At 37.3% G+C, this 23,713-nt stretch carries 21 protein-coding genes; 16 read left to right on the top strand and 5 right to left on the bottom strand.

Annotated features, from left to right (window positions below; genetic code table 11):
* Positions 1-17: 17 nt before the first annotated feature.
* Positions 18-479: an Rrf2 family transcriptional regulator gene (locus tag GPZ88_RS02610; protein WP_039696369.1), complete on the bottom strand. Its 462-nt coding sequence runs from the start codon at positions 477-479 to the stop codon at positions 18-20.
* A gap of 176 nt (positions 480-655) precedes the next feature.
* Here GPZ88_RS02610 and GPZ88_RS02605 point away from each other — a divergent pair, with 176 nt between their 5' ends.
* Complete coding sequence (locus GPZ88_RS02605; protein WP_166043292.1) at positions 656-1,285, top strand: NAD(P)-dependent oxidoreductase; 630 nt, start codon at positions 656-658, stop codon at positions 1,283-1,285.
* A gap of 46 nt (positions 1,286-1,331) precedes the next feature.
* Here the strand turns inward: GPZ88_RS02605 and brnQ are convergent, their stop codons facing one another.
* Positions 1,332-2,705 (bottom strand): branched-chain amino acid transport system II carrier protein, encoded by a 1,374-nt coding sequence (gene brnQ / locus GPZ88_RS02600; protein WP_166043290.1) that lies wholly within the window; start codon positions 2,703-2,705, stop codon positions 1,332-1,334.
* A 318-nt stretch (positions 2,706-3,023) separates the two neighbouring features.
* On the opposite strand from brnQ, the gene sstT reads away from it, so the two are divergent.
* From sstT to GPZ88_RS02580, 4 genes are all read left to right on the top strand, one after another.
* On the top strand, positions 3,024-4,244 hold the full coding sequence (gene sstT / locus GPZ88_RS02595) for a serine/threonine transporter SstT (protein ID WP_158914429.1): 1,221 nt from the start codon (positions 3,024-3,026) through the stop codon (positions 4,242-4,244).
* A gap of 182 nt (positions 4,245-4,426) precedes the next feature.
* The gene (locus tag GPZ88_RS02590) at positions 4,427-4,975 is read left to right on the top strand and encodes an ECF-type riboflavin transporter substrate-binding protein (protein ID WP_006532926.1); all 549 of its coding nucleotides are present in this window, start codon (positions 4,427-4,429) and stop codon (positions 4,973-4,975) included.
* A 142-nt stretch (positions 4,976-5,117) separates the two neighbouring features.
* On the top strand, positions 5,118-6,797 hold the full coding sequence (locus tag GPZ88_RS02585; protein WP_158914427.1) for an ABC transporter ATP-binding protein: 1,680 nt from the start codon (positions 5,118-5,120) through the stop codon (positions 6,795-6,797).
* Positions 6,790-7,620 carry an energy-coupling factor transporter transmembrane component T family protein gene (locus GPZ88_RS02580; protein ID WP_166043288.1) on the top strand — a complete coding sequence of 277 codons (831 nt, stop codon included), beginning with the start codon at positions 6,790-6,792 and terminating at the stop codon, positions 7,618-7,620. The genes GPZ88_RS02585 and GPZ88_RS02580 overlap by 8 nt, the downstream gene beginning before the upstream one ends.
* A 42-nt stretch (positions 7,621-7,662) precedes the next feature.
* Here the strand turns inward: GPZ88_RS02580 and ktrA are convergent, their stop codons facing one another.
* The 3 genes from ktrA to rsmG form a co-directional block, all read right to left on the bottom strand.
* A complete protein-coding gene (ktrA, locus tag GPZ88_RS02575; RefSeq protein ID WP_074564317.1) occupies positions 7,663-8,334 on the bottom strand; it encodes a potassium uptake transporter gating subunit KtrA in 672 nt (223 codons plus the stop codon).
* 12 nt (positions 8,335-8,346) lie between these two features.
* Positions 8,347-9,720, bottom strand: a complete 1,374-nt coding sequence (locus GPZ88_RS02570; RefSeq protein ID WP_074626245.1) for a TrkH family potassium uptake protein — start codon at positions 9,718-9,720, stop codon at positions 8,347-8,349.
* A gap of 75 nt (positions 9,721-9,795) precedes the next feature.
* Complete coding sequence (gene rsmG / locus GPZ88_RS02565) at positions 9,796-10,509, bottom strand: 16S rRNA (guanine(527)-N(7))-methyltransferase RsmG (RefSeq protein ID WP_074564313.1); 714 nt, start codon at positions 10,507-10,509, stop codon at positions 9,796-9,798.
* A gap of 289 nt (positions 10,510-10,798) precedes the next feature.
* Here rsmG and GPZ88_RS02560 point away from each other — a divergent pair, with 289 nt between their 5' ends.
* The 11 genes from GPZ88_RS02560 (at position 10,799) to zapJ (ending at position 23,682) form a co-directional block, all read left to right on the top strand.
* On the top strand, positions 10,799-11,350 hold the full coding sequence (locus tag GPZ88_RS02560) for a LemA family protein (protein ID WP_014335211.1): 552 nt from the start codon (positions 10,799-10,801) through the stop codon (positions 11,348-11,350).
* A gap of 112 nt (positions 11,351-11,462) precedes the next feature.
* Entirely contained in the window at positions 11,463-12,362 is a 900-nt protein-coding gene (gene htpX, locus GPZ88_RS02555) for a zinc metalloprotease HtpX (RefSeq protein WP_039696378.1), read from the top strand.
* A 141-nt stretch (positions 12,363-12,503) separates the two neighbouring features.
* The gene (locus GPZ88_RS02550) at positions 12,504-13,040 is read left to right on the top strand and encodes a YceD family protein (RefSeq protein ID WP_166043286.1); all 537 of its coding nucleotides are present in this window, start codon (positions 12,504-12,506) and stop codon (positions 13,038-13,040) included.
* A 239-nt stretch (positions 13,041-13,279) separates the two neighbouring features.
* On the top strand, positions 13,280-13,972 hold the full coding sequence (locus tag GPZ88_RS02545; RefSeq protein ID WP_006532917.1) for a response regulator transcription factor: 693 nt from the start codon (positions 13,280-13,282) through the stop codon (positions 13,970-13,972).
* Positions 13,973-14,076: 104 nt separating this feature from the next.
* The gene (locus GPZ88_RS02540; RefSeq protein ID WP_238385866.1) at positions 14,077-15,459 is read left to right on the top strand and encodes a sensor histidine kinase; all 1,383 of its coding nucleotides are present in this window, start codon (positions 14,077-14,079) and stop codon (positions 15,457-15,459) included.
* Positions 15,460-15,617: 158 nt separating this feature from the next.
* Entirely contained in the window at positions 15,618-16,112 is a 495-nt protein-coding gene (gene nrdR, locus GPZ88_RS02535) for a transcriptional regulator NrdR (RefSeq protein WP_074560815.1), read from the top strand.
* The gene (locus tag GPZ88_RS02530; protein ID WP_157629322.1) at positions 16,099-17,250 is read left to right on the top strand and encodes a DnaD domain protein; all 1,152 of its coding nucleotides are present in this window, start codon (positions 16,099-16,101) and stop codon (positions 17,248-17,250) included. Before nrdR ends, GPZ88_RS02530 begins: the two co-directional genes overlap by 14 nt.
* A 10-nt stretch (positions 17,251-17,260) precedes the next feature.
* Positions 17,261-18,163 carry a primosomal protein DnaI gene (gene dnaI / locus GPZ88_RS02525; RefSeq protein ID WP_074560813.1) on the top strand — a complete coding sequence of 301 codons (903 nt, stop codon included), beginning with the start codon at positions 17,261-17,263 and terminating at the stop codon, positions 18,161-18,163.
* 138 nt (positions 18,164-18,301) lie between these two features.
* The gene (der, locus tag GPZ88_RS02520) at positions 18,302-19,612 is read left to right on the top strand and encodes a ribosome biogenesis GTPase Der (protein WP_166043284.1); all 1,311 of its coding nucleotides are present in this window, start codon (positions 18,302-18,304) and stop codon (positions 19,610-19,612) included.
* Between the two features lie 130 nt (positions 19,613-19,742).
* Positions 19,743-22,835, top strand: a complete 3,093-nt coding sequence (locus GPZ88_RS02515) for a pilus expression-regulating Snf2 family helicase (RefSeq protein WP_166043282.1) — start codon at positions 19,743-19,745, stop codon at positions 22,833-22,835.
* Between the two features lie 322 nt (positions 22,836-23,157).
* Positions 23,158-23,682 (top strand): divisome accessory protein ZapJ, encoded by a 525-nt coding sequence (gene zapJ / locus GPZ88_RS02510; RefSeq protein ID WP_014335205.1) that lies wholly within the window; start codon positions 23,158-23,160, stop codon positions 23,680-23,682.
* Positions 23,683-23,713 lie beyond the last annotated feature (31 nt).

Genomic DNA, 23,713 nt, shown 5'->3' with positions numbered 1-23,713 from the left:
CTTTTTAGATTAACTTTTTAAGGTTTTTCAGGGAGATTTTTGAAATCTATTTTTTCTAATTGCTGGTCCATATCCTCAATCAGGTTTGCTAGGTTAATGGCTTTTAGAGAGGCATTGAAACTTTCTTGAATCTTGTCAATGCGTGGTTGAAGAACTGAATTAACCACACGACCAACAGGACAATTTGGATTGGTATCATCACTAGCTTTGAAAATAGGTTTATTTTTGTCTTCGACGGCTTGGAAGATATCCCAAAGTGTTAGTTCTTCAGGTTTCTTTGTTAAATGAGCTCCACCAACACCAGCTTCGACTTTGACTAAGTCAGCTTTTTGCAATTTTCCTAGTAAGTTACGCACAATAACAGGGTTAGTCTGGATACTTTTAGCTAGAAAAGTAGAAGTTACTTTTGCTTCATTTTCAAAATGATAAATGGCTAACAGAATATGAACGGAAGTTGCTAGTCGAGTTGAATAGGGCATTTTTTCTCCTTATGGGAATTTAGTTAAGCTTATTATAGCATATTTGAGTTGTCATTAAAAAAGTTACAACTTTTTGTTGTAACTCTTGACATTACATCGGGATAAAGGTATATTAAAAGTGTAGTTGTAACAAAAGGTGTTACAGCGAAGAAAATAATTTTTTCGGAGGAATTCTTATGAAAATTGCAGTCGTTGCCGCAAATGGTAAAGCAGGTCGATTAATTGTTGAAGAAGCTCTTAATCGTGGCCATGATGTCACAGCAGTTGTTCGTAGTTCAAATAAATCAAAAGCTCAAAAAGTTATTGAAAAGGACTTATTTGACTTAACAAAAGAAGATTTGGCAGGGTTTGATGTTGTGGTTGATGCTGTTGGATATTGGAAAGAAGACCAGCTTCATCTTCACAGCGATTCACAAAAACATTTGGCTGATTTGCTTTCAGGTACTGACACACGTTTGATGATTGTCGGTGGTGCAGGAAGTCTTTATGTTAACCCAGAGCACACGGTGCAATTGGTTGACACACCAGAATTTCCAGAAGCTTTTAGACCACTTGCTAGTGCTCAACGTCAGTCCTTAGCAGAAATCCGTGAACGTCATGATGTCAAATGGACTTTCATCAGTCCAGCAATTAATTTCCAAGCAGATGGTAAACGTACAGGAGAATACATTCTTGCTGGTGAAGAATTGACATTCAATGAAAAAGGTGAAAGTGCTATTAGCTATGTGGATTATGCTCTTGGATTTGTTGATGAGATTGAAAATGCCAAACACATTCAAGAACGTATTAGTTTACTTGGAAAATAAACAACAAAAAAGCCAACCCTCGTTATGAAGGTTGGTTTTGCTATTATTAAGCTTTTTTAGTCTTGTGTAGGATAAATCCAACAATGAATCCAACGATGGCAAAGCTAATCCATTCAAGTGAGAACTGTCCAAGTGGAACGAATCCATTGAAGAAATTAACAAGGCTTGCTGGTAGGCTGAAAAGTCCAGTCATTTTAGCAAGTGTTGAGAGGGCATCGTAAAGAGCTGGGATAGCTGCAAAACCAATTGTAATTTGGTAAACGATGCGATCTTTCTTGAAGAATTTTGATAGCAAGGCTAAGAAGATAATAACGACTGTTAATGGATAGAGCAAGTAAAGTACTGGAAGTGACCACTTAATCAATTCAGAAAGACCACCGAAGTAGAAGAATAATGCAATCAAAGTGAAGAGAGTTGCCCAAGTAACGTGAGAAACTTTTGGTTGCAATTTGTGGAAGTACTCTGCACAGGCAGTAATCAAACCAGTTGCTGTTGTTAAGCAAGCAAGGAAAATAGCTGCAGCAAGGATGATTTGTCCGATACTTCCAAGATAGAAGTGAGCTGCTTGTCCAAGGATGTTACCACCATCGATTGCTTCACCTTTAAACATAAAGTGTCCGTTTGCAAAATCAAAGAGATTTTGTGATGAAGCTCCGATACGAGCTACAAAGATATAAATAAGAGCAAGTAGTACAGTAGCGATTAATCCTGATTTGAAAGTAAGTGTAGCAACTTCCGCTTTTCCTTTTGCTCCGTGTGATTTGCTAGCGTCGATAACGATAATGGCAAAGGCTAGTGAAGCAAGGGCATCCATTGTTCCATAACCTTGAATGAGTCCCGCAACAAATGGAACATCTTTAAAGGCATTACTGATATCATTGGCAGCGTTGTAAGCTGTTCCGATATCACCAGCTGGTTTTACAAATGAAGCTACGACTAAAATTGCGATGATAATCAAAAGTGCAGGTGTTAGGTATTTCCCAATACGGTCTGCGATTTTATTTGGTTTAATCGCTAAGAAGTAAGAAATACCAAAGAAAACCAAACCGTAGACTACTTTAGCAATCAGATTGTCACCAAAGATAGGTTCAATACCGATTGAAAATGAAGTAGCACCCGTTCTTGGAATGGCAAAGAATGGCCCGATTGATAAGTAAAGTGCGATTGAAAATAGCAAAGCATAGTGACGAGAAACTGGACGTGCAAAATCTTCAATATCACTCGCACCTGAATAGGCTACTGCGACTACCCCTAAAAGCGGAAGAGTCACACCAGTTAAACAGAAACCAAGAATGGCTAATGCAAGGTTACTACCAGAATATATCCCTAAAAAGGCGGGATAAATCAGATTACCTGCCCCAAAGAATAAAGCAAATAACATGAAACCGATGATAATATAGATATTTTTGACAGGTTTCATTAATGTCCTCCTAATAAACAAACAAGATGATATTTTGCTTAGTTAAACTCTCTCATTAAGCAAAATAATGTGCAGCTTATTATATCGAACTCCATTTCTAACGTCAATAGAAGAAAATCGCTGTTTTTTTGCTAAAAAGCTGACATTTCTTGTCATATCAAGGATAAGCCATGTTAGAAATAATCACAAAATTTTCAAAAAATTGAAAAAAACCATTTTTAAAGCGCTGTCATGGCATAAAAACTCCCATTATTCGTTTGACGAAGCGCTTGTTTTATATTATGATTAAAAACGTTAATATTTTTTTGAGGAGCTACCATGAAACGATTTATTAATGTTTGGAATAGAACTAGTCTCATCAAACGAATCATCATTGGTGTTATTCTTGGATTTATTTTAGGAATGACTCTTCCTAAGGTTTCAGCTATTGGTATCCTAGGTGATTTGTTCGTTGGTGGGCTTAAAGCGGTAGCGCCATTACTTGTCTTTGTTTTGGTTGCTAGTGCATTGTCACAAAATGAAAAGGGACAAAAGACCAATATGTCAACGATTATTGGACTTTATCTTGTTGGGACCTTAGCAGCTGCCCTAGTAGCAGTTGTGGTGAATTACCTTTTCCCAATCACTCTGACCTTGGATACTGCCACGCAACCAAAATTGTCATCTCCGGAAGGAGTTGGGCAAGTTTTCCACAGTCTTCTACTAAAAATGGTTGATAACCCAATTAATGCATTGGGAACAGCTAACTATATCGGTGTATTGACTTGGGCTGTTATCTTTGGTCTTGCTTTTAGAAATTCAAATAAAGAAACGAAAGAGCTTTTACAAACCATCGCTGATGTTACGTCACAAGTGGTTCGTTGGATTATTAATTTAGCACCATTTGGTATTTTAGGCCTTGTCTTTAAGACAATCTCAGATAACGGGGTTAAGATTTTAGCAAACTATGGTTTCTTGATTTTAGCTCTTGTGGGGACAATGCTTTTTGTAGCTTTAGTAATTAATCCGTTTATTGCTTTTCTCTTCATGCGTAAAAATCCATACCCATTGGTTTTCCGTTGCTTGAAAGATTCTGGTTTGACAGCTTTCTTTACACGAAGTTCAGCTGCTAACATTCCAGTTAACATGAAACTTTGTGAAGACTTAGGTTTGGATGAAGATACTTATAAAGTATCAATCCCACTTGGAGCAACTATCAATATGGGTGGTGCTGCCATTACAATCAACGTCTTGACGCTTGCTGCGGTTAATACGCTAGGCATTCACGTCGATTTTCCAACAGCTTTCTTGCTAAGTGTCTTGTCTGCAGTATCAGCTTGCGGTGCATCTGGTGTTACTGGAGGCTCACTTCTTCTAGTACCAGTTGCATGTAGCTTGTTTGGTATTTCAAACGACCTTGCAATGCAAGTAGTTGGTGTCGGATTTATTGTTGGGGTTGTTCAAGACTCATGTGAAACAGCCCTAAACTCTTCAACAGATGTTCTCTTTACAGCAGTTGCTGAAAAATCTGTTTGGGGTAAAAAGAAAAAAGTTAATTAATACTAGATAGCTGGGCGAAAGCTCGGCTATTTTTTATATAAAGCCCTTTTATGACTAGTTCAAACAAATAAGCGTCTTTAAAATGTCCTTTATTTGTGGTAAAATAAAACGGCGTTAAAATAAGGTTTCTAAAGCATTATACTTAGAAAAATAGATAAGTTTATTATAAAGGAGAATAAGTCATGAAAAATAATTCAATCAAGACTGTTGTGGCTACAGGGATTGGTGCTGCACTGTTTATTATCATCGGAACATTGGTTAATATTCCAACACCAATTCCAAATACAAATCTTCAATTGCAATACGCAGTGGTTGCTCTATTTGCCGTTGTTTATGGTCCAACTGTTGGATTCTTTTCTGGCTTTATCGGACATGCTTTGAAAGACGCTCTTCAATATGGTTCACCATGGTGGACATGGGTCCTTGTGAGTGGTTTGATTGGTCTAGCTATAGGACTTGTGGCTAAAAAAATCAAGATTGAAAAAGGTCAATTAACTGAAAAAGATTTGGTATGGTTTAACAGTGCACAAATCCTAGCTAATGTTATTGGTTGGGGCATCATTGCACCGTATGGTGACATTTTGATTTATAGTGAACCAGCAAGTAAAGTCTTTACTCAAGGTATTCTATCAGCTGCTATTAATAGCTTGACAATTGCTATTGGTGGGTCATTGCTTTTAGCTGTCTACTCAAAAACACGTACACAATCAGGTAGTCTAACAAAAGATTAATTTTTTTGAAAAGCAGGGCTAGGAGTTCTGTTTTGGCTATCACATAGCATTCTAGTATTATGCAGGCTCGCATGCGAGCCGTTTTTAACGGGGTAGGATGACAAGGTTATCCTACTCTTAATCATTTTTTAGGAGAAGATTCATGGAGCCCCTTATTCAGTTTAAGGATTTCACTTTTAAATATGATGCTCAAGCAGAGCCGACCTTAAAATCCCTTAATCTATCTATTGAGAAAGGGCAGAAGGTCTTGATTGTTGGACCGTCGGGATCAGGAAAATCAACCATTGGACAGTGTTTAAATGGGATTATTCCAAACATTAATCATGGTGAAAAAAGAGGTCAATTGACCATTGCAGGCAAGGATGCTTTTGATTTGTCGATTTATGACAAATCGCATCTTGTGTCTACGGTCTTGCAAGACCCAGATGGCCAGTTTATTGGCCTAACAGTGGCAGAGGATTTAGCATTTGCGCTTGAAAATGACTGTCTTCCGTTGGATCAAATGACTGACAAGATCAATTATTGGGCTAATAAGCTCGATTTAACGGCATTCCTAGATAGCCGTCCACAGGATTTATCGGGTGGTCAGAAACAGCGTGTGAGCTTAGCAGGTGTTTTGATTGATGAAAGTCCGATTTTGCTTTTTGATGAACCACTAGCTAATTTAGATCCTAAATCTGGGCAAGAAACGATTGAACTGATTGATCGTATTCACCAAGAAGGGCAAACGACAACGATTATTATTGAACACCGTCTTGAGGATGTGCTTTATCGTCAGGTGGATAAAGTTATTTTGATTAATGATGGTCAGATATTATTTGATGGGCATCCAGATGATCTTCTAAAGACTAACTTGTTGGTTGAAAATGGAATTCGTGAGCCTCTTTATGTGACAGCTTTGAAAGATTTAAATGTCGATGTGACCAAAGCAGAGCATTTGTCAGATTTAAGTCAGTTAGATTTATCGGATATTACCGTGGCTGGTTTAAGTCAATCAGCAAATACAGTGCCAAAGGACCCTATTTTAGAAGTGAAGCAGCTAAAGTTTAGTTATCAGGAAAATCAACCGATTTTAAAAGATATTAGCTTTGCTATTCATAAAGGTGAACGTATTGCCATTGTTGGGAAAAATGGTGCAGGAAAATCAACCTTAGCCAAAGCTCTTTGCCAATTCATCAAAACTACAGCAGGTGATATTTGCTACCAAGGACAATCAATCATGGAAGATTCTATCAAAGAACGCGCTGAGAAAATCGGCTACGTCCTTCAAAATCCAAATCAGATGATTAGTCAAACTATGATTTTTGATGAGGTTGCATTAGGTCTTCGCTTGCGTGGGGTGAATGAGCAAGAAGTTGAAAAACGTGTTCTTGAGACCTTAAAAGTTTGTGGTTTGTATGAATTTAGAAAATGGCCGATTTCAGCTTTATCATTTGGACAGAAGAAACGTGTGACCATTGCTTCTGTTTTGGTTATGAATCCAGAGATTATTTTATTGGATGAGCCAACAGCTGGGCAAGATAAACGCCATTACACTGAAATCATGACGTTTCTCAATCAGCTAAACAAAGCTGGACACACTATTATCATGATTACGCATGATATGCAGCTGATGTTAGAGTATTCAGACCGTAGTATTGTGGTGAGCGATGGGAAAATCATTGCAGATTGTTCTCCAGTTGCCCTTTTTAGTCAAGCCGAAGTATTGGAAAAAGCTAATCTGAAAAAAACAAGTCTTTTTGACTTGGCTGAAAAAATCGGTATTAACCCGATTGATTTGACGCATTATTATATTAAACAGCAAGGAGGATGCAATGGCTAATCATTTTATTGGTTATCAAAATGGTCAAGGCTTCCTATACCACTTATCTGGAGCTAGTAAATTAATCTTCTTCATCTTGGTATCAGTAGCTTGCATGACAACTTATGACACACGCTTGATTGCACTTGTTGCTGTGACTTCGCTTTTGTTATTTAAATTGGCAAATATCCGCTGGAAACAAGTATCGTTTGTGATTAAGTTCATTGGCTTCTTTGCGCTTTTGAATGTGATAATGGTCTATTTATTTGAACCAAGTTATGGTGAGAGTATATACGGTGCTAAAACGGTCTTATGGCAAGGTTACGGTCGTTTCTATCTAACTAGTCAGGAATTATTTTATCTCTTTAATTTGGCCTTAAAATACTTCTGTACAGTGCCTTTAGCAGTTCTATTTTTGATGACAACGCACCCTAGTCAATTTGCTTCAAGCCTTAATCAAATTGGTGTTCCTTATAAGGTGGCTTATGCCGTTAGTTTAACACTACGCTACATTCCAGATGTTCAGGAAGAATTTTACATGATTCGAATGTCTCAAGAAGCGCGAGGACTTGAATTATCTTCAAAAGAGAAATTGATGAAACGTATTAAAGGAAATTTACAAATTGTGATTCCTTTGATTTTCAGTTCTCTTGAACGTATTGACACGGTCTCAACAGCGATGGAGTTGCGCCGTTTCGGGAAAAATAAAAAGCGTACTTGGTACACTTATACAAATTTCACTTCAGCAGATATTATGACAATTGTTTTAGCTGTTTTGATTGTGGCAGTGACATTGTTACTTTTTAAATGGAATCATGGTAGATTTTACAATCCATGGCAATAAAATAGAAAAGCGTAATGCTCTTTAGAGCATTACGCTTTTTGTTTATTTTAAATAACCAAGGTAATCGAATTTTTCAAAGGTATCATCACTGGCGATTGCAATGACTTCTGTATCAGCTTCAAATGCTTTGTTGGGATCGATGTGAGTATCGATAGCTGATGATGTTGTTTGACGAGTACCGATGATATTGATTTCGTATTTGTTTCGAACATCTAGTTGAATTAGATTTTTACCAACCCAAGAATCTGGAACAGAAAATTCTACCATGGCTAATTTTTCTTCCAAGTGAACGATGTTTTCGATGTGATGGCGAAGCATATTGGCTGCAACACGTTTACCTGAGTCGCGTTCTGGCATGATGACTTTGCTAGCCCCGATACCGTAAAGAACTTCTTCATACGTTTTGGTTTTAGCTTTAGCGATGATATTTTTCACACCAAGTTTCTTACAGTGCATTACCGCTAGAACTGATGATTCGAGGTTATTACCAGTAGCAACCACGACAGTGTCACATTGATTAATCCCAAGAGCCTTCAAAAAGTCAATGTCAGTAATGTCTCCCACGGCAGCTTTTTTGACCACCTCAGAAACATTTTGAACAAGGCTTGGGTTGGCGTCAATAGCGATAACGTCTTGTTCAAATTTACTAAGTTCTTTGGCAACGTTTCGTCCGAAAATTCCAAGGCCAAGAACACCAAATATTTTTTTTCTCATAAATTTCCCTCTCTAACCGACGGTAATATTTGTCTGTGCGTATTGAATATCTTTTTCTTTCTTTTGAAGTAGGCTAAGAAGAACGGTAAGCGGACCGACACGTCCGATAAACATCATAGCCATGATAATGAGTCTTCCACCAGTTGATAATTGCGGTGTTAAATCCATGGAAACCCCGACCGTAGCAATGGCAGAGACAGCTTCAAATAGCAGTGCTAAGGGGTCGTGATGTGGTTCTAGTTGAAGAAGAAGCACATAGCCAACAATTAAGACTGAGAAGAAGAAAATCAGAACTGTCAACGTTTGTTTGATGACACGATTTGGAATAATGCGGTGGCGGAAAGTTACTTCTGTTTGACCAGCTAATTCTGATTTAAAGAGTAAGAAAGTAATGGCTACCGTTGTCACTTTCACCCCACCAGCAGTACCGCCTGGAGCACCACCGATAATCATCTGAATCATGTAGAGGATGTTAGTGGCGGGATGAGTGTCCAGATAAGAAATGGTTGCAAAGCCAGCGGTCCTCATTGTGACCGTTTGAAATAAGCTAACCATAAATTGCTGGAATGGATTGTATTGTCCAATGGTTTTAGGGTTATTAGCCTCGATAAGCCAAGTTAGTACCGTTCCTAGAAGTAAGAGAACAGCTGTAGTGGTAAGCACCAAGCGTGTTTGATTGCTTAGTTGGCGTGTAAAAGTTTTGAAGCGATATGGTCTATCCGCAAAGAAGTGCTTGATAGCTCTTTTGATATCAACCCAAACAGCAAAACCAATCCCCCCAGAAATAATCAAAGCCATAAAGAGTAGATTAAGCAGTGGATTGAGAACAAAAGGTTTTAAACTATCTCCACCAAGGTTATCAAAACCAGCATTACAAAAAGCAGAAACTGCAAGGAAGATAGCATTGAAAGTACCGTGTCCTAGTCCGAATCTCGGAATAAAATCGATGAGAAATAGCGCTGCAATCAAGCTTTCAATAATAAAGGTAATCTTATAAACGTTGAACAAATAACGTTTAAGGTGACCACTATTGTCATAACTAAGGGCGGATTGTAAGATATGTTGTTCAGATAAGTTCATCCTTTTTCTAAGGATATAGGTACTAACGGCAAGCAAGGTTACCAATCCAAGACCACCAATTTGCATCAAAATGACAGCAATGACTTGTCCAAGACCGTTGTAAACATCAGCCACAGGAAAGACCGATAAACCAGTCACACAAACCATCGAAACCACTGTAAACAAGTGGTCAAGATATCCTGTTGCTGGGGCGTTTTGGTAGTGGGTAATAGGAAGTGATAACAAGATGCTTCCTATCAAGATGACAATCAAAAAACTAAAGGTTAACCGTTGAGTGCCAGATAGCCGTTTTAAAAATCTAGTCAATTGAAATATCCCTTTCCATAAAGATAGCAATTAAGTGGCTATTATAGCAAGCCACTTAGTTTTTGTATCGTACCATTAAAGAGGTTTTTTATTTGGCATACCTGCTTTGCGTGGGTATTTGTTTGGTGTTTCTTTTTTCTTTTCAAGAATAGTGATTTGACGACTATCACCATTTGGTAATTCATAATGATAGTTTTCAATGAGTTTTGAAAAGAGAACTGACATGGCATTTTTTGCATCAGCTAATTCTTCTTCGGCAGCAGAAGCTTTAAGTGCAATCAATTGACCGCCGACTTTCAAGAAAGGAATAGTTAATTCTGTTAGAACTTGGAGACGGGCAACAGCGCGTGCTGTTACGATGTCATAGCTAGCGCGAAAAGCCTTATCTTGTCCATAATCTTCAGCGCGTCCATGGTAGAAGTGAACACCGTCTAAACCAAGTTCATCAGCCAAAAGATTAAGGAAATTGATGCGTTTGTTTAGTGAATCGATGATTGTCACATCAATAGCTGGGCACAAGATTTTGATAGGAATACTTGGAAAACCAGCTCCAGCTCCAATATCCAAGAGGCGAACATCTTGGTTAGTGATTTTGCCTTGCAAAACAGGTGCGATAGAATCGTAAAAGTGTTTAAGGTAAACACCTTCTTTGTCAGTGATGGCTGTCAAATTGATTTTTTGATTCCATTCAACCAAAAGCTCGAAGTAGCGTTCAAATTGTTTCTTTTGAGTATCAGTCAAGTCAAAGCCTTGCTGACGAAGTTTGTCATAAAATTCTTCAGGTGTCATATTGTTTGTTTAAAGGAAGTGATTTAAACTCCTTTTCTTTAAGTGTCCTTTCCATTTCAATCTATATCACCTTATTTTACCATAAAAAGTTTTTGAGTGATATCTATGACCTGTTTTGGATACGGTCAATTTTAGCAGACTTTAGCTAATTTCTTTTAGATTGTGATGAAAATTGATATAATGGTTTTGAAAAGATTTAAATCGTTTTCGTGGGAAGCTTTTTACCTAGAGCCTTGGGGTTAGAAAGCTTAATTCAGTTAGAATGGGTGTCATACCCGAGGAGGAATTTATGATTTTTATTATTATTGCTATCATTGCCGTCCTAGTACTCTGGGGAGTTACTGCTTATAATGGACTTGTGAAAAGCCGCATGCAAACCAAAGAATCTTGGAGTCAAATCGATGTTCAATTGAAACGTCGTAATGACCTGATTCCAAACTTAATTGAAACAGTTAAAGGTTATGCTGCTTATGAAGAAAAAACATTTGCTAAAATTACAGAATTGCGTAGCCAAGTAGCACAAGCACAAAGCCCTGCAGAAGCAATGCATGCTTCAAACGCTCTTACAAAACAATTGTCAGGCTTGATTGCTGTTGCTGAAAATTATCCTGAACTTAAAGCAAATAATAGCTTTATTAAATTGCAAGACGAATTGACAAATACTGAAAATAAAATTTCTTATTCACGTCAATTGTTCAACACAACTACAGCAAACTACAACGTGAAGTTGGAAACATTCCCAACTAATATTATTGCAGGTCTTTTCGGATTTAAACCAAGCCAATTCTTGGAAACACCTGAAGATGAAAAAGAAACACCAAAAGTATCATTTGATTTTTAATCAATTCAAAAAATAACTTTTAAGACAAGTTATCTTAAACGAAAGGAATATAAAGAGTCTCTTTAGGTGGTTCAATGAGCTTAGAGAGACTCTTTCATTATAAGAGAAAATTATGTTATATGATCAAATTGCCAGCAATAAGCGCAAGACAGTTGTTTTGCTCTTTGTCTTCTTCTTGATTTTGGCAGCTATCGGTGCAGCAGTTGGATACCTTTGGTTAGATAGTTTAAGTTTTGGTGTTGTCATTGCTCTGATTATCGGTGGTATTTATGCAGTGAGCATGATTCTTCAATCCACTAATGTCGTCATGGCAATGAATAATGCGCGTGAAGTGACTGAAGAAGAGGCACCACAACTTTATCATATCGTTGAAGATATGGCTATGGTTGCACAAATTCCAATGCCACGTGTCTTTATTGTTGAGGATGAGTCGCTTAACGCTTTTGCCACAGGGTCAAGCCCTGAAAATGCTGCCGTGGCAGCAACAACAGGTTTGTTAGCTTTGATGAATCGTGAAGAACTTGAAGGAGTTATCGGACACGAAGTTAGCCACATTCGAAATTATGATATTCGTATATCGACAATTGCTGTTGCTCTTGCTAGTGCTGTAACAATGATTGCAAGCTTTGGAAGTCGTATGATGTGGTTTGGTGGAAGTAATCGCCGCCGCTCTAATGATCGTGACGAAGGAGCTATGGGGATTATTGTGCTCATCTTGTCTTTGATTTCGCTTTTCTTGGCACCACTTGCTGCTACCTTAGTTCAGCTTGCCATCTCACGTCAACGTGAATTTCTTGCCGATGCTAGCTCTGTAGAATTAACACGAAATCCAGAAGGCATGATTAAGGCTCTTCAAAAACTTGAAGACTCATCACCAATGCATCATCCAGTAGACCAAGCTAGTGCTGCTTTGTATATTAATGACCCACTTAAAAAAGGTGAACGATTTAGTTCACTCTTTAACACCCATCCATCTATTGCCGATCGAATCGATCGTCTTCGTCATATGTAAATGGTAAAAGCTCACAAGTTATTGTGAGCTTTTATCCATTATTCATAAGAATTCTAATATAATGAATTTGACATCAATATCATAAAGACAAGAGCTAAAAAAGCTGGTATAATGGTAAGGAAATTTAAAAGAGGTAGAATAATGATAATAGCTATTTCAGAAATAAAGAAAAATGCTGAGGGGATTGCTTTTAATGAATCTTTGAATATTAAAGAAAAATTAATGCAACGCTCAAGCGAAGTTTTAGACGTCAAAGCAGTTTCTGTAAACGGAATTGTTTCATACGATGATGGATTGTACCTATTGAATTATCGATTGGATTATACAATTACTTTACCATCAAGTCGTTCAATGCAACCTGTTGATGTTCACCAAGTTGAAGACGTTTCAGAGGTCTTTGTTGAGTCAGCTGATCTTCACGCCAAAGAAGACTTGGTCAAAGAAAATCTTGCTTTAGTATTAGAAGAGGATGTTATTGATTTGGAAGAAAGTGCCATTGATAATATTCTTTTAACAATTCCTATGCAAGTCTTGAGTGATGAAGAACGTCAATCAGATGACATGCCATCAGGACAAAATTGGTCTGTCATGACAGAAGAACAATACGAAGCATTGCAAAATGAAAAGAAAAAAGAAAATAACCCATTTTCAGCTTTAAATGGCCTATTTGAAGATTAATATAATTTACATTAAATAGATAAAATTTTCTTGAATTATCGCTTACACTTTGATATACTTTTAGGGCACTATAGTATACTTGGCTGAAGAGTCATTTCTGAGAAAGATATTAAAAAGGGATAGAGTGATGGATGGATTTTTCTCATGATTGGAATGAAAATTAAAGCGATAATTAGGGTTGTGTACTAGGCAAATAATTAGATTTTATAATCTTTACATTAAATAAAAGGTTGGTGACAATGAGTAAAAAGATTTTAATTATTGAGGATGAAAAAAATCTTGCACGCTTCGTGTCTTTAGAATTACAACATGAGGGGTATTCAGTAGTTGTTGAGACAAATGGACGTTTAGGGCTTCAAACTGCATTGGATGATGATTTTGATTTGATCCTATTAGATTTGATGTTACCTGATATGGACGGATTCGAAATTACACGTCGTCTTCGTTTGGAAAAAGACACTTCAATTATCATGATGACTGCTCGTGATTCTATTATGGATATTGTTGCTGGTCTTGACCGTGGAGCAGATGATTACATTGTAAAACCATTTGCTATTGAAGAATTACTCGCTCGTGTTCGTGCAGTATTCCGTCGTCAAGATGCTAATTCTAAACAAGACAAAGAAGGTCAAGCAAAAGAAGGTCTCTTAGGTCTTCGTTTGAACCCACAAAATCGTTCTGCAGTGCGTGGTGATGATGAAATTTCATTAACAAAACGTGAATACGATTTGTTGAGCGTGCTTCTTTCAAATGTTAATCGCGTAATGACACGTGAAGAACTTTTGGCAAGTGTTTGGCGTTATGATACAGACATCGAAACAAATGTCGTGGATGTTTACATCCGTTACCTACGTGGTAAAATTGATATTCCTGGTAAAGAATCATATATCCAAACAGTTCGTGGAATGGGTTATATTATTCGAGAAAAATAATGATAAAGTGCTTTAAAAAGTCATTATCTAAAAAAATTTCAGTAAAAACTTTTCTGTGGGTTTTGTTGATTTTATCAGCTTTTAACTTAGTTATTTATTTTGGTGTGACACGAATTTTTCTTTCAAAAGATCGTTATAACACCGAGCAATCCACAGAAGTTGTTCGTGAATTTTTATCTAAAGAAACTTCTCTTTCGCAAGAGAAGTTATTAGATTTGTTGAATCAATATGGTGCTTCAGGTTCGCTTATTGAAAATGCCGATAAGAAGTATATTCTTGATAGGCAAGGCGGCATTGACGAATTGATTTTTGATAATCAAGAAGTTTCTGTCTTTAATAAAGATAAACAATTAGTTTTGACAACCGATAAAGTACTATCGACAATGAAAATTGGAAAAGTTGGTGAAACGGTGATGTACCGTTCGCCAGCTTTTACTGGTTTTTACCAGAGTGAAAAAATTTATTCCAAAGATAGTCGAAAAGTTATTGGTTACGTAACCGTCTACCAAAGTATTGCTTCGTATTTTATGGCTCGTCATACTTTTGTAGTGATTACTTTGCTATGTGAACTTGTCGAAGCTTGTGTGATTTTTTATTTAGTTCTTGCGGTATCGCATAGGACGTTGAGGCCACTTCGCGAATTTCAAACATTTGTTGATAAACTCGCTGAAAGTCCAAGTGAATTAGCTTTACGTTCGGATATTCAATCTGGTGATGAAATTGAAGATTTGTCACAAAATTTTGATAGCGTTTTAGAGCAAATTGAGGGATTTGCTAAGCGACAAACACGCTTTGTTAGTGATGTTAGCCATGAATTGCGCACACCGATTGCTGTCATCAAGGGGCATTTAGGCTTGTTGCAGCGCTGGGGAAAAGATGACCCAGAAGTTTTATGCGAGAGTCTTGATGCCGCTTATCATGAGGCGGATCGCATGTCAATTATGGTAAATGACATGCTAGATATGATTCGTGTTCAAGGAAGTTTTGATCTTCATAAGGGAGAGGTTACAGATTTAAAACAATCCATTGACGTTGTTTTAGGAAATTTCCGCATTCTGTATCCTGATTTCCGTTTTTCACTCGTTTCAACGGTTGAAGATTGTATTTATGCAGAGATTTACAAGCATCATTTTGAACAGGCTATTTTAATCTTGATTGATAATGGCGTAAAATATTCTTCAGGTAGTAAAAATATTCATGTGACTTTGGATGTTTTAGGAGATAATGCAATTGTAAAAGTTCGTGATGAAGGTGAGGGAATTTCACAAGATGACCTTAATCATATCTTTGAACGATTCTATCGTACTGATAAGTCACGTAACCGTGTTTCAACACAAGGTGGGCTTGGAATTGGTTTAGCCATTCTTAAGCAAATTGTGGATGCTTATGAACTCAAAGTTAGCGTCAGCAGTGTTGTTGATGAGGGGACTGAGTTTACTTTAATCATTCCACTTGTTACGACAGAAAAAATTAAAAAGACAGACTGAGCTTTCTCGGTCTGTTCGTTTTTCTAATGAAGTATGAGAAATATTTTGTTAGAAAAGGGATGACAACAGCTAGCCAGCTTAGGCTGGTATTACTTTCATAATGAGTGAATTTATGTTAAAATTAAGTATTAGAATAATTGGTAGAATGGGGTGTTTGTATGCGTTGTCCAAAATGTAATTATAATAAATCGAGTGTCATCGATAGCCGTCAAGCAGAAGATGGTAATACGATTCGACGACGCCGAGAATGTGAAAATTGTCATGCGCGTTTTACAACCTTTGAACGCGTTGAAGAACTACCCTTGTTAGTCATTAAAAAAGATGGAACGCGTGAACAATTTTCTCGTGAAAAAATCCTAAATGGAATTTTTCAAAGCGCACAAAAACGTCCAGTATCAAGCGATGATATTGAACAGGTGGTGTCTCGTATTGAACAAAAAATTCGTAGCGAATACGAAAGTGAAGTTCCGAGTACTGTGATTGGTAATCTGGTCATGGATGAGCTGGCAGAACTTGATGAAATTACTTATGTTCGTTTTGCCTCAGTTTATAAATCATTTAAAGATGTTGATGAGATTGAGGAACTTTTGCAGCAAATTACGAATCGTGTGCGTAGCAAGAAGAAAAGAAGTAAGCTAAATGAGACCGATTGATGAATTTTCTTATGTCAAAAACAATAAGGTTTTGTTGGATTCTGATAGTCTAAGTCAGCTATATCATCCTGTTATCGGGAACCATGCGGTGCTTTTGTATGAGTATCTGCTTGCTTTCTTTGATGATGGTATCAAACGTCATAAGTTTAGTGAGATTTTGAATCACTTACAGTTGAGCATGCAAGAAGTCGAGGAAGCTCTGGCTATCTTAACCGCAGTAGACTTACTGGTTTTATACCAAACACGAGATGCTTATGTTTTGAAATTACAACCTGCCTTAAATCGCGAAACGTTCTTAGCCAATGCAATTTACCGTCGTTTATTAGAACAAAGGATTGGTGATGTTGCGGTGGCTGAGTTGGATGTGGTTCTGCCTGATGGTGCGCGTGATGTTTCTAAGAAGTTCTCTGATATTTTTTCAGTAGATGAAAATCCAAAAGTGCCTAAGACAGTGTCAAAAAACCATTTCGATTTGGACAGTTTTGAGCGTTTAATGTTACGTGATGGTTTGCAATTCAAAGATGAAAAAGCTGATGTAGTTAAGATTTATAGCCTAGCTGATAAATACAGCATGAATTGGTTTGACATTTATCAATTGGCAAAAAGTACGGCTATTAATGGTAAAATTTCGCCACAACGAATGACGGTACAGCTTGAGCAGAAAAAAACAGCTAATAACCAAACCAAAGAGCAATTTGATGCTAAAGAACAAGTGATCATCAGAGAAGCTAAACAAGCTTCTGCCAAGGAATTTCTTGAAAAAATCAAAGCACCCCGTCGTGCTGTGGTTACTGAAAGTGAGCGCAAAGTTTTAGAAGAACTGGCTAATATGGATTTCCTAGATGAAGTCATTAATGTGATGGTTCTTTACACTTTGAATAAAACGCAGTCAGCCAATATCAACAAACCTTATATCATGAAGGTGGCAAATGATTTTGCTTACCAAAAAATTACGACAGCAGAAGCGGCTGTTCTTAAGATGCGTAGTTTCACGCAACGAAATAAAGAACGCAAAGCTAAAGCAAAAGTGACTAAAACTAATGTTCCAGAATGGACAGCAAAAGAATACAAACATGTTGCGACAGCTGAAGAAAAGGCAAAACTTGAAGAGCTTAGACGTAGCATGTTAGAAGATTAAGGAGTGAGTGATGGAAAAAATCGGACAAACCTTGGCTAAACAGCTTCGCCAAAGTCGAACTGATCTTAATGAATTGACTCAAGCTATTTTAGCGGATAAGGAAATTGCTGATTTTATCACGTCAAATGGCTTGACTCAAGAGCAGATTAATCGTAGCCTCCCTAAGTTTAATCAGTTTATGGTTGAACGCGAGAAGTTTCAAAATCAAGATGCTTCATATGTGGCAAAAGGTTATAAGCCAGCTCTTAGCATGAATGAAGGGTATGCTGATGTCATTTATTTAGAGACTCGCGAGTTGGTAGAAGCTAAAAAACGTCAAGATATTAAAAACCGTGTGACCTTGATTGGTTTGCCAACAAGTCTGAAGCATATTTCAACGGATGACATTGACCTTGGCGACCCTAACCGTATCGAGATTTATAATTATTTGAATGATTACATTAAGAATCTTGAAGATAAACCGCAAAAGGGACTTTATGTTTTTGGAACCTTTGGTGTCGGGAAATCTTACTTGATGGCTTACTTAGCAAATCGCCTGTCAGCTAAGTATGGTAAGTCAACAACTCTCTTGCATTTTCCAACTTTCTGTGTTGACATTAAGAATGCCATTAATACTGGTACTGTGAAAGAGCAGATTGACCAAATTAAGCAATCTGAGATTTTGGTACTGGATGATATTGGTGCTGAACAACAAAGTTCTTGGATTCGTGATGATGTGCTCCAAGTGATTCTTCAGTATCGTATGCAAGAAAATCTGTTAACGTTCTTCACTTCTAACCTTGATTTTAAGGGACTTGAAGAACACTTCTCAATCTCACGTTCTGGTGATGAAACTTGGCAAGCCAAGCGTGTTATGGAACGTATCCGTTATTTAGCTCGAGAAATTCATCTCCAAGGTGAAAATCGACGTTAATTGTATAAATCATTAAAAGTGATAAATAGATAAAAGAATGTGAAAGGAATTTCGGCGAAAACATCCAAGATGTTTTCGTGTGGCAAGTAGTCACTTAAAGTAGCGCTGAGCTGTTTTAACGAACAGGTATTAAGAATTATGGCTTTACCTACAGTTGCTATTGTCGGACGTCCAAACGTCGGCAAATCGACTTTGTTTAACCGTATCGCAGGTGAGCGTATTTCAATTGTTGAAGATGTCGAGGGTGTTACTCGTGACCGTATCTATACAACAGGTGAATGGCTTAACCGCAAGTTTTCATTGATTGATACAGGTGGTATTGATGATGTTGATGCACCATTTATGGAACAAATCAAACACCAAGCTGATATTGCGATGACAGAAGCAGATGTTATCGTCTTTGTGGTATCAGGAAAAGAAGGTGTTACAGATGCTGATGAGTACGTTTCAAAAATCTTGTACCGTACCAATAAACCAGTTATCTTAGTTGTCAATAAAGTAGATAATCCAGAAATGCGTAATGATATCTACGACTTCTACTCACTTGGCCTTGGTGATCCATATCCAGTTTCATCTGTTCACGGGATTGGTACAGGGGATGTTTTGGATGCAATCGTTGAAAATCTTCCTGTGGAAGAAGAGGACGAAAATCCAGACATTATCAAGTTCAGTTTGATCGGACGTCCAAACGTTGGTAAATCAAGCTTGATTAATGCGATTCTTGGTGAAGAACGTGTTATCGCAAGTCCAATTGCCGGTACAACACGTGATGCTATTGATACAAACTTTATTGACAGCGAAGGTCAAGAATACACAATGATTGACACCGCTGGTATGCGTAAATCTGGTAAAGTTTATGAAAACACTGAAAAATACTCAGTGATGCGTTCAATGCGTGCTATTGACCGTTCAGATATTGTTCTTATGGTTATTAACGCTGAAGAAGGTATTCGTGAGTATGATAAACGTATCGCTGGTTTTGCACATGAAGCTGGTAAAGGGATTATCATCGTTGTTAACAAATGGGATACCATCGAAAAAAATAACCACACTGTAGCAAAATGGGAAGAAGATATTCGTGATCAATTCCAATTCTTGTCATATGCTCCAATCATCTTCGTATCAGCAGCAACAAAACAACGTTTGAACAAATTGCCTGAAATGATTAAGAAAATCAGCGAAAGTCAAAACAAACGTATTCCATCAGCTGTTCTTAACGATGTTATCATGGATGCGATTGCTATTAACCCAACACCAACCGATAAAGGTAAACGTTTGAAAATCTTCTATGGCACACAAGTTTCCGTTAAACCACCAACGTTTGTTATCTTTGTTAACGAAGAAGAGCTTATGCACTTCTCATATATGCGTTTCTTAGAAAATCAAATCCGTGCAGCTTTCGGTTTCGAAGGTACACCAATCAACTTGATTGCCCGCAAACGTAAATAAGATTAAAAGCACCCATTAGGGTGCTTTTTTTGGTGCCTTTAAAAAAATAAAATTGAATAACCATTTTTCTAAGCTAAAGAGGGTTGAATTTGATATAATTAAAGGATAAGGAAAAAGGTGGTGGCTTAGATTGGGTAGAATGATTCCAGGTCGAATTCGCAATCAAGGTATAGAACTTTACGAACAAGGTTTGGTTGACATTATCAGTAAGCGAGAAGATTTAATTCAGGCAAAGGTGGGGACACACCATCTTCAATATTCGCTAGAAGATGAACAAGTTAGGTGTGACTGTGACTTTTTTGCCAAGAAAAAATATTGTGAGCATTTAGCAGCCGTAGAATACTATCTCAAGAATAATACGGAAGGAAAAGAGTTATCAGATGAATTGAGCTCACACCAAGAAACACAGCAAGAAACTAAGAAAAATACCTCTTTTGGTAGTGTTTTTTTGGATGGCTTGGTGATTAATGATGACGATACCACAAAATATCGTTTGGCAGCTCATGGTAATCAAAGCCCCTATTCATCAGATTATTGGTGGACCTTAAAAATCAATCGATTGCCAGATGACCGCGCTTATGTTGTCCGAGACATTAAAGCCTTTTTGAACGCTGTTAAAAATGAGGGATATTACCAGATTGGGAAAAATTATTTTGAACCTTTATCATTGATTCAATTTGATGAAGCCAGTCAGGAATTGATTCAATTTTTATGGCGAGTGATTCCAGATGGTGATCATCTTGATGTTGACTACATCTTACCAAATCATGGTCGAAATCTTTCATTGACAAGTGGAACTTTTGAAGAAGGTATCAACCTCTTTAATGACCTTTATGATTTTTCATTTGAACATAATCATCAAACTTATGGGCAGCTGATTTTTAGACCACTAAGTGGTTCAGAAGACTTAATTCAATTTAAAGTGGTGGTTCATCGTCAATCAATTGAATTAATCATTAGTGAAAAAGAATATCAACCGCTCTTTAATAATGCCTTTTTGTTCACAAATGGGTTTATTTTCAGTTTGAATTTGAAGCAACAAAAGATTTTAACGGCTATTCGTAGTTTGCCAATTGAGGCTGATTTGGCAAAACATTTGTTCTTTGATTTAGACGACCAAGCAAAATTAGCAGCCAGTCTTTTAGATTTTAAAGAACTGGGTAAGGTTGAAGCGCCGAAGAGTTTTGATATTCGTGATTTCAAAGTAACTTTTTATTTAGAACTCAATGAATACCGAGAAGTTGCTTTGCACGTCTCTTTTGATTATGGCAATGTGACCGTTCATAGCAAACGTGAGCTTGAAGAATTACCGTTTGCCAGTCATTTTAAACATGAGGAAAAAGTCTTTAGAACTTTGGAAGCTAATGGTTTTTCAGCCTCATTCTCGTCTTATCATGCGCCGCTAGCTGATAAGGATTTGTACGATTTCTTCACACGAACTTTGGGACAATTAGCACGACTAGGTCAGGTTACTTTGGCTGATGAACTTGAAGAGATGCGTCAATTTGAAGAACCACAGGTTTCTGTTCATACTAAAGGTGGTCTGCTAGATATCTCATTTGATTTTTCAACGGTTTTTGAAAATGATATTGATGATGCCTTAGAAGCACTCTTTAAAAATCAACCTTATTTTGTCAATGGAGCTGGTAAGTTAGTTGTCTTTGATGAAGAAACTCAGCGTGTTAGTAGCACTCTTCAAAACTTACGTGCCAAACAACTGGATAATGGGCATTTGCAACTAGATGCTATTTCAGCTTTCCAAATTTCAGATTTGTTCCAAGGAAATGACCGCATTTCCTTCTCAAAAGAATTTGAACAATTAGCACATGATTTAACCCACCCAGAAGAATTTGAGGTCACTTTGCCACCTCTACAAACACAATTGCGTGATTACCAAATGACTGGTGTTCGTTGGATGTCCATGCTTGACCACTACGGCTTTGGTGGTATTCTAGCCGATGACATGGGGCTGGGTAAAACCCTTCAAACCATTGCTTTTCTAGCTTCGCACTTGAAAGAAGAAACACGTATTTTAATCTTATCACCGTCAAGTTTGATTTATAACTGGAAAGACGAATTCACTCGCTTTGCTCCTGAGATAGATGTGGCTGTTTCTTATGGTTTAAAAGCAGTGCGCGATGAGATTATTGCTGAAAATCATCAGGTGGTGATTACAAGCTATTCTTCTTTCCGCCAAGATTTTGCAGAATACAATCAGTTGAATTTTGATTATTTGATTTTAGATGAAGCCCAGGTGATGAAAAATACTCAAACCAAGATTGCGCATTACTTGCGTCAATTTGAAGTTAAAAATTGCTTCGCCCTTTCAGGAACGCCAATTGAAAATAAACTCCTTGAAATTTGGTCAATTTTCCAAATTGTATTGCCAGGTTTATTACCAGATAAAAAACGCTTTTTAAAAATGGATGCCAAACAAGTCGCACGATTTATCAAGCCGTTTATTATGCGTCGTCGCAAAGAAGAAGTTCTGCCAGAGTTGCCAGATTTGATTGAAATCAATTATCCAAATGAGCTTGACCGCAAGCAAAAAGCTATTTATCTTGCGCAGCTCCGTCAAATGCAAGAAACCATTGCTGGAGCTTCAGATGCGGATATTAATCGTCGTAAAATCGAGATTTTATCAGGAATCACACGCCTGCGTCAAATCTGTGATACCCCAGCGCTCTTTATGGATTATCAAGGAGAAAGTGGAAAACTTGATAGTCTTCGTGATTTGTTAACGCAAATCAAAGAAAATGGTCACCGAGCACTTATCTTCTCACAATTCCGTGGCATGCTAGACATTGCTGAAAAAGAGATTGAAGAACTAGGTTTAACTTCTTATAAGATTACTGGTTCGACCCCAGCTAATGCTCGTCAAGAAATGACTCGTGCTTTTAACAATGGTTCAAAAGATACCTTCTTGATTTCTTTGAAAGCAGGAGGAGTTGGCTTGAATCTAACAGGGGCTGATACAGTTATTTTGATTGACCTTTGGTGGAACCCAGCGGTAGAAATGCAAGCCATCAGCCGTGCTCACCGTATTGGTCAAAAAGAAAATGTTGAAGTCTATCGTTTGATTACGCGCGGGACTATTGAAGAAAAAATCCTTGAGATGCAAGAAAGCAAGAAAAATCTTGTCACGACAGTTCTTGATGGTAATGAAACAAGAGCAAGCATGACCATCGAAGAAATCAAGGAAATCCTTGGATTAGAGCATTAAGTTTTAAGTCAGTCTAACCTTTAAGGGAGACTGACTTTCTTTTTATGAAAACTTTGAAAAATGGAATGAATTAGTTTATAATAAAAATGCTACAAAGTTGGAGCTACGTTTAAAAAGTTAGGAGCTTAGGCCTAGTTTTTAAGCGCTAGCATTTAGTTACTAGGACGAGGGGTTGTCAAGGATAAGTTCCCCATATTTCTTAGTGAGTGATGATAATTAATAAACATAATACGTTAAGAGAGGATGTGACGCTGTGATTAGAAATCAAAGACGCTTTCCGCTTGTTGCAGACGGGGAGCCAGTAAGCAATCCACCCAAAGTAATGGCTTTATATGAAAATGAAGATTTGATTACCAATATTCACGGAGCTTATCAAGATAAAAACTATGATGATGTTACTAGAGACTATAATTTTGTTGGCAAAGATGAACAAGATGCCAGCCGCATAGAATCGGTGACTCAAGGTAAATCTTATGCTGAGTTAGCGCGTGAAGAAGCAAGACGTGATATTCGAAGAAAACGTCAAGCTTATCTTTCAAAAGAAGTTAAAGCGCCTTCTAAGGCAGCTTTACAGCAACAGCTTAAGGCAACATTGCCTAAGAAAACAGCAAAGCCTACAAGCAGTCTGAGTCATTTAACCGAAAGGTTGCATCAAGATGATTATATCTTGGCAGAAATTCCCGTAACTTATAAAAAGCCAGATAATTCATCAACAACTAAACCTAAGAAAAATAATTATGACTTCTTAAAAGAAAGTCAAATTTATAATAAGGAAGTCTTGCAAAGTCAAAGAGAACACAAAGTGGCTCAAGAATTGAATTTAACACGCTTTGACGATGCAAAATAAACTGCACTGCAGTTGTATATAGAGGAGAAAA

Origin of the sequence: Streptococcus ruminicola (assembly GCF_011387195.1) — a bacterium.
GTDB lineage: Bacteria > Bacillota > Bacilli > Lactobacillales > Streptococcaceae > Streptococcus > Streptococcus ruminicola.
The sequence above is the reverse complement of the archived record's forward strand: the minus strand, read 5'-3'. Positions and strand labels throughout refer to the sequence as shown.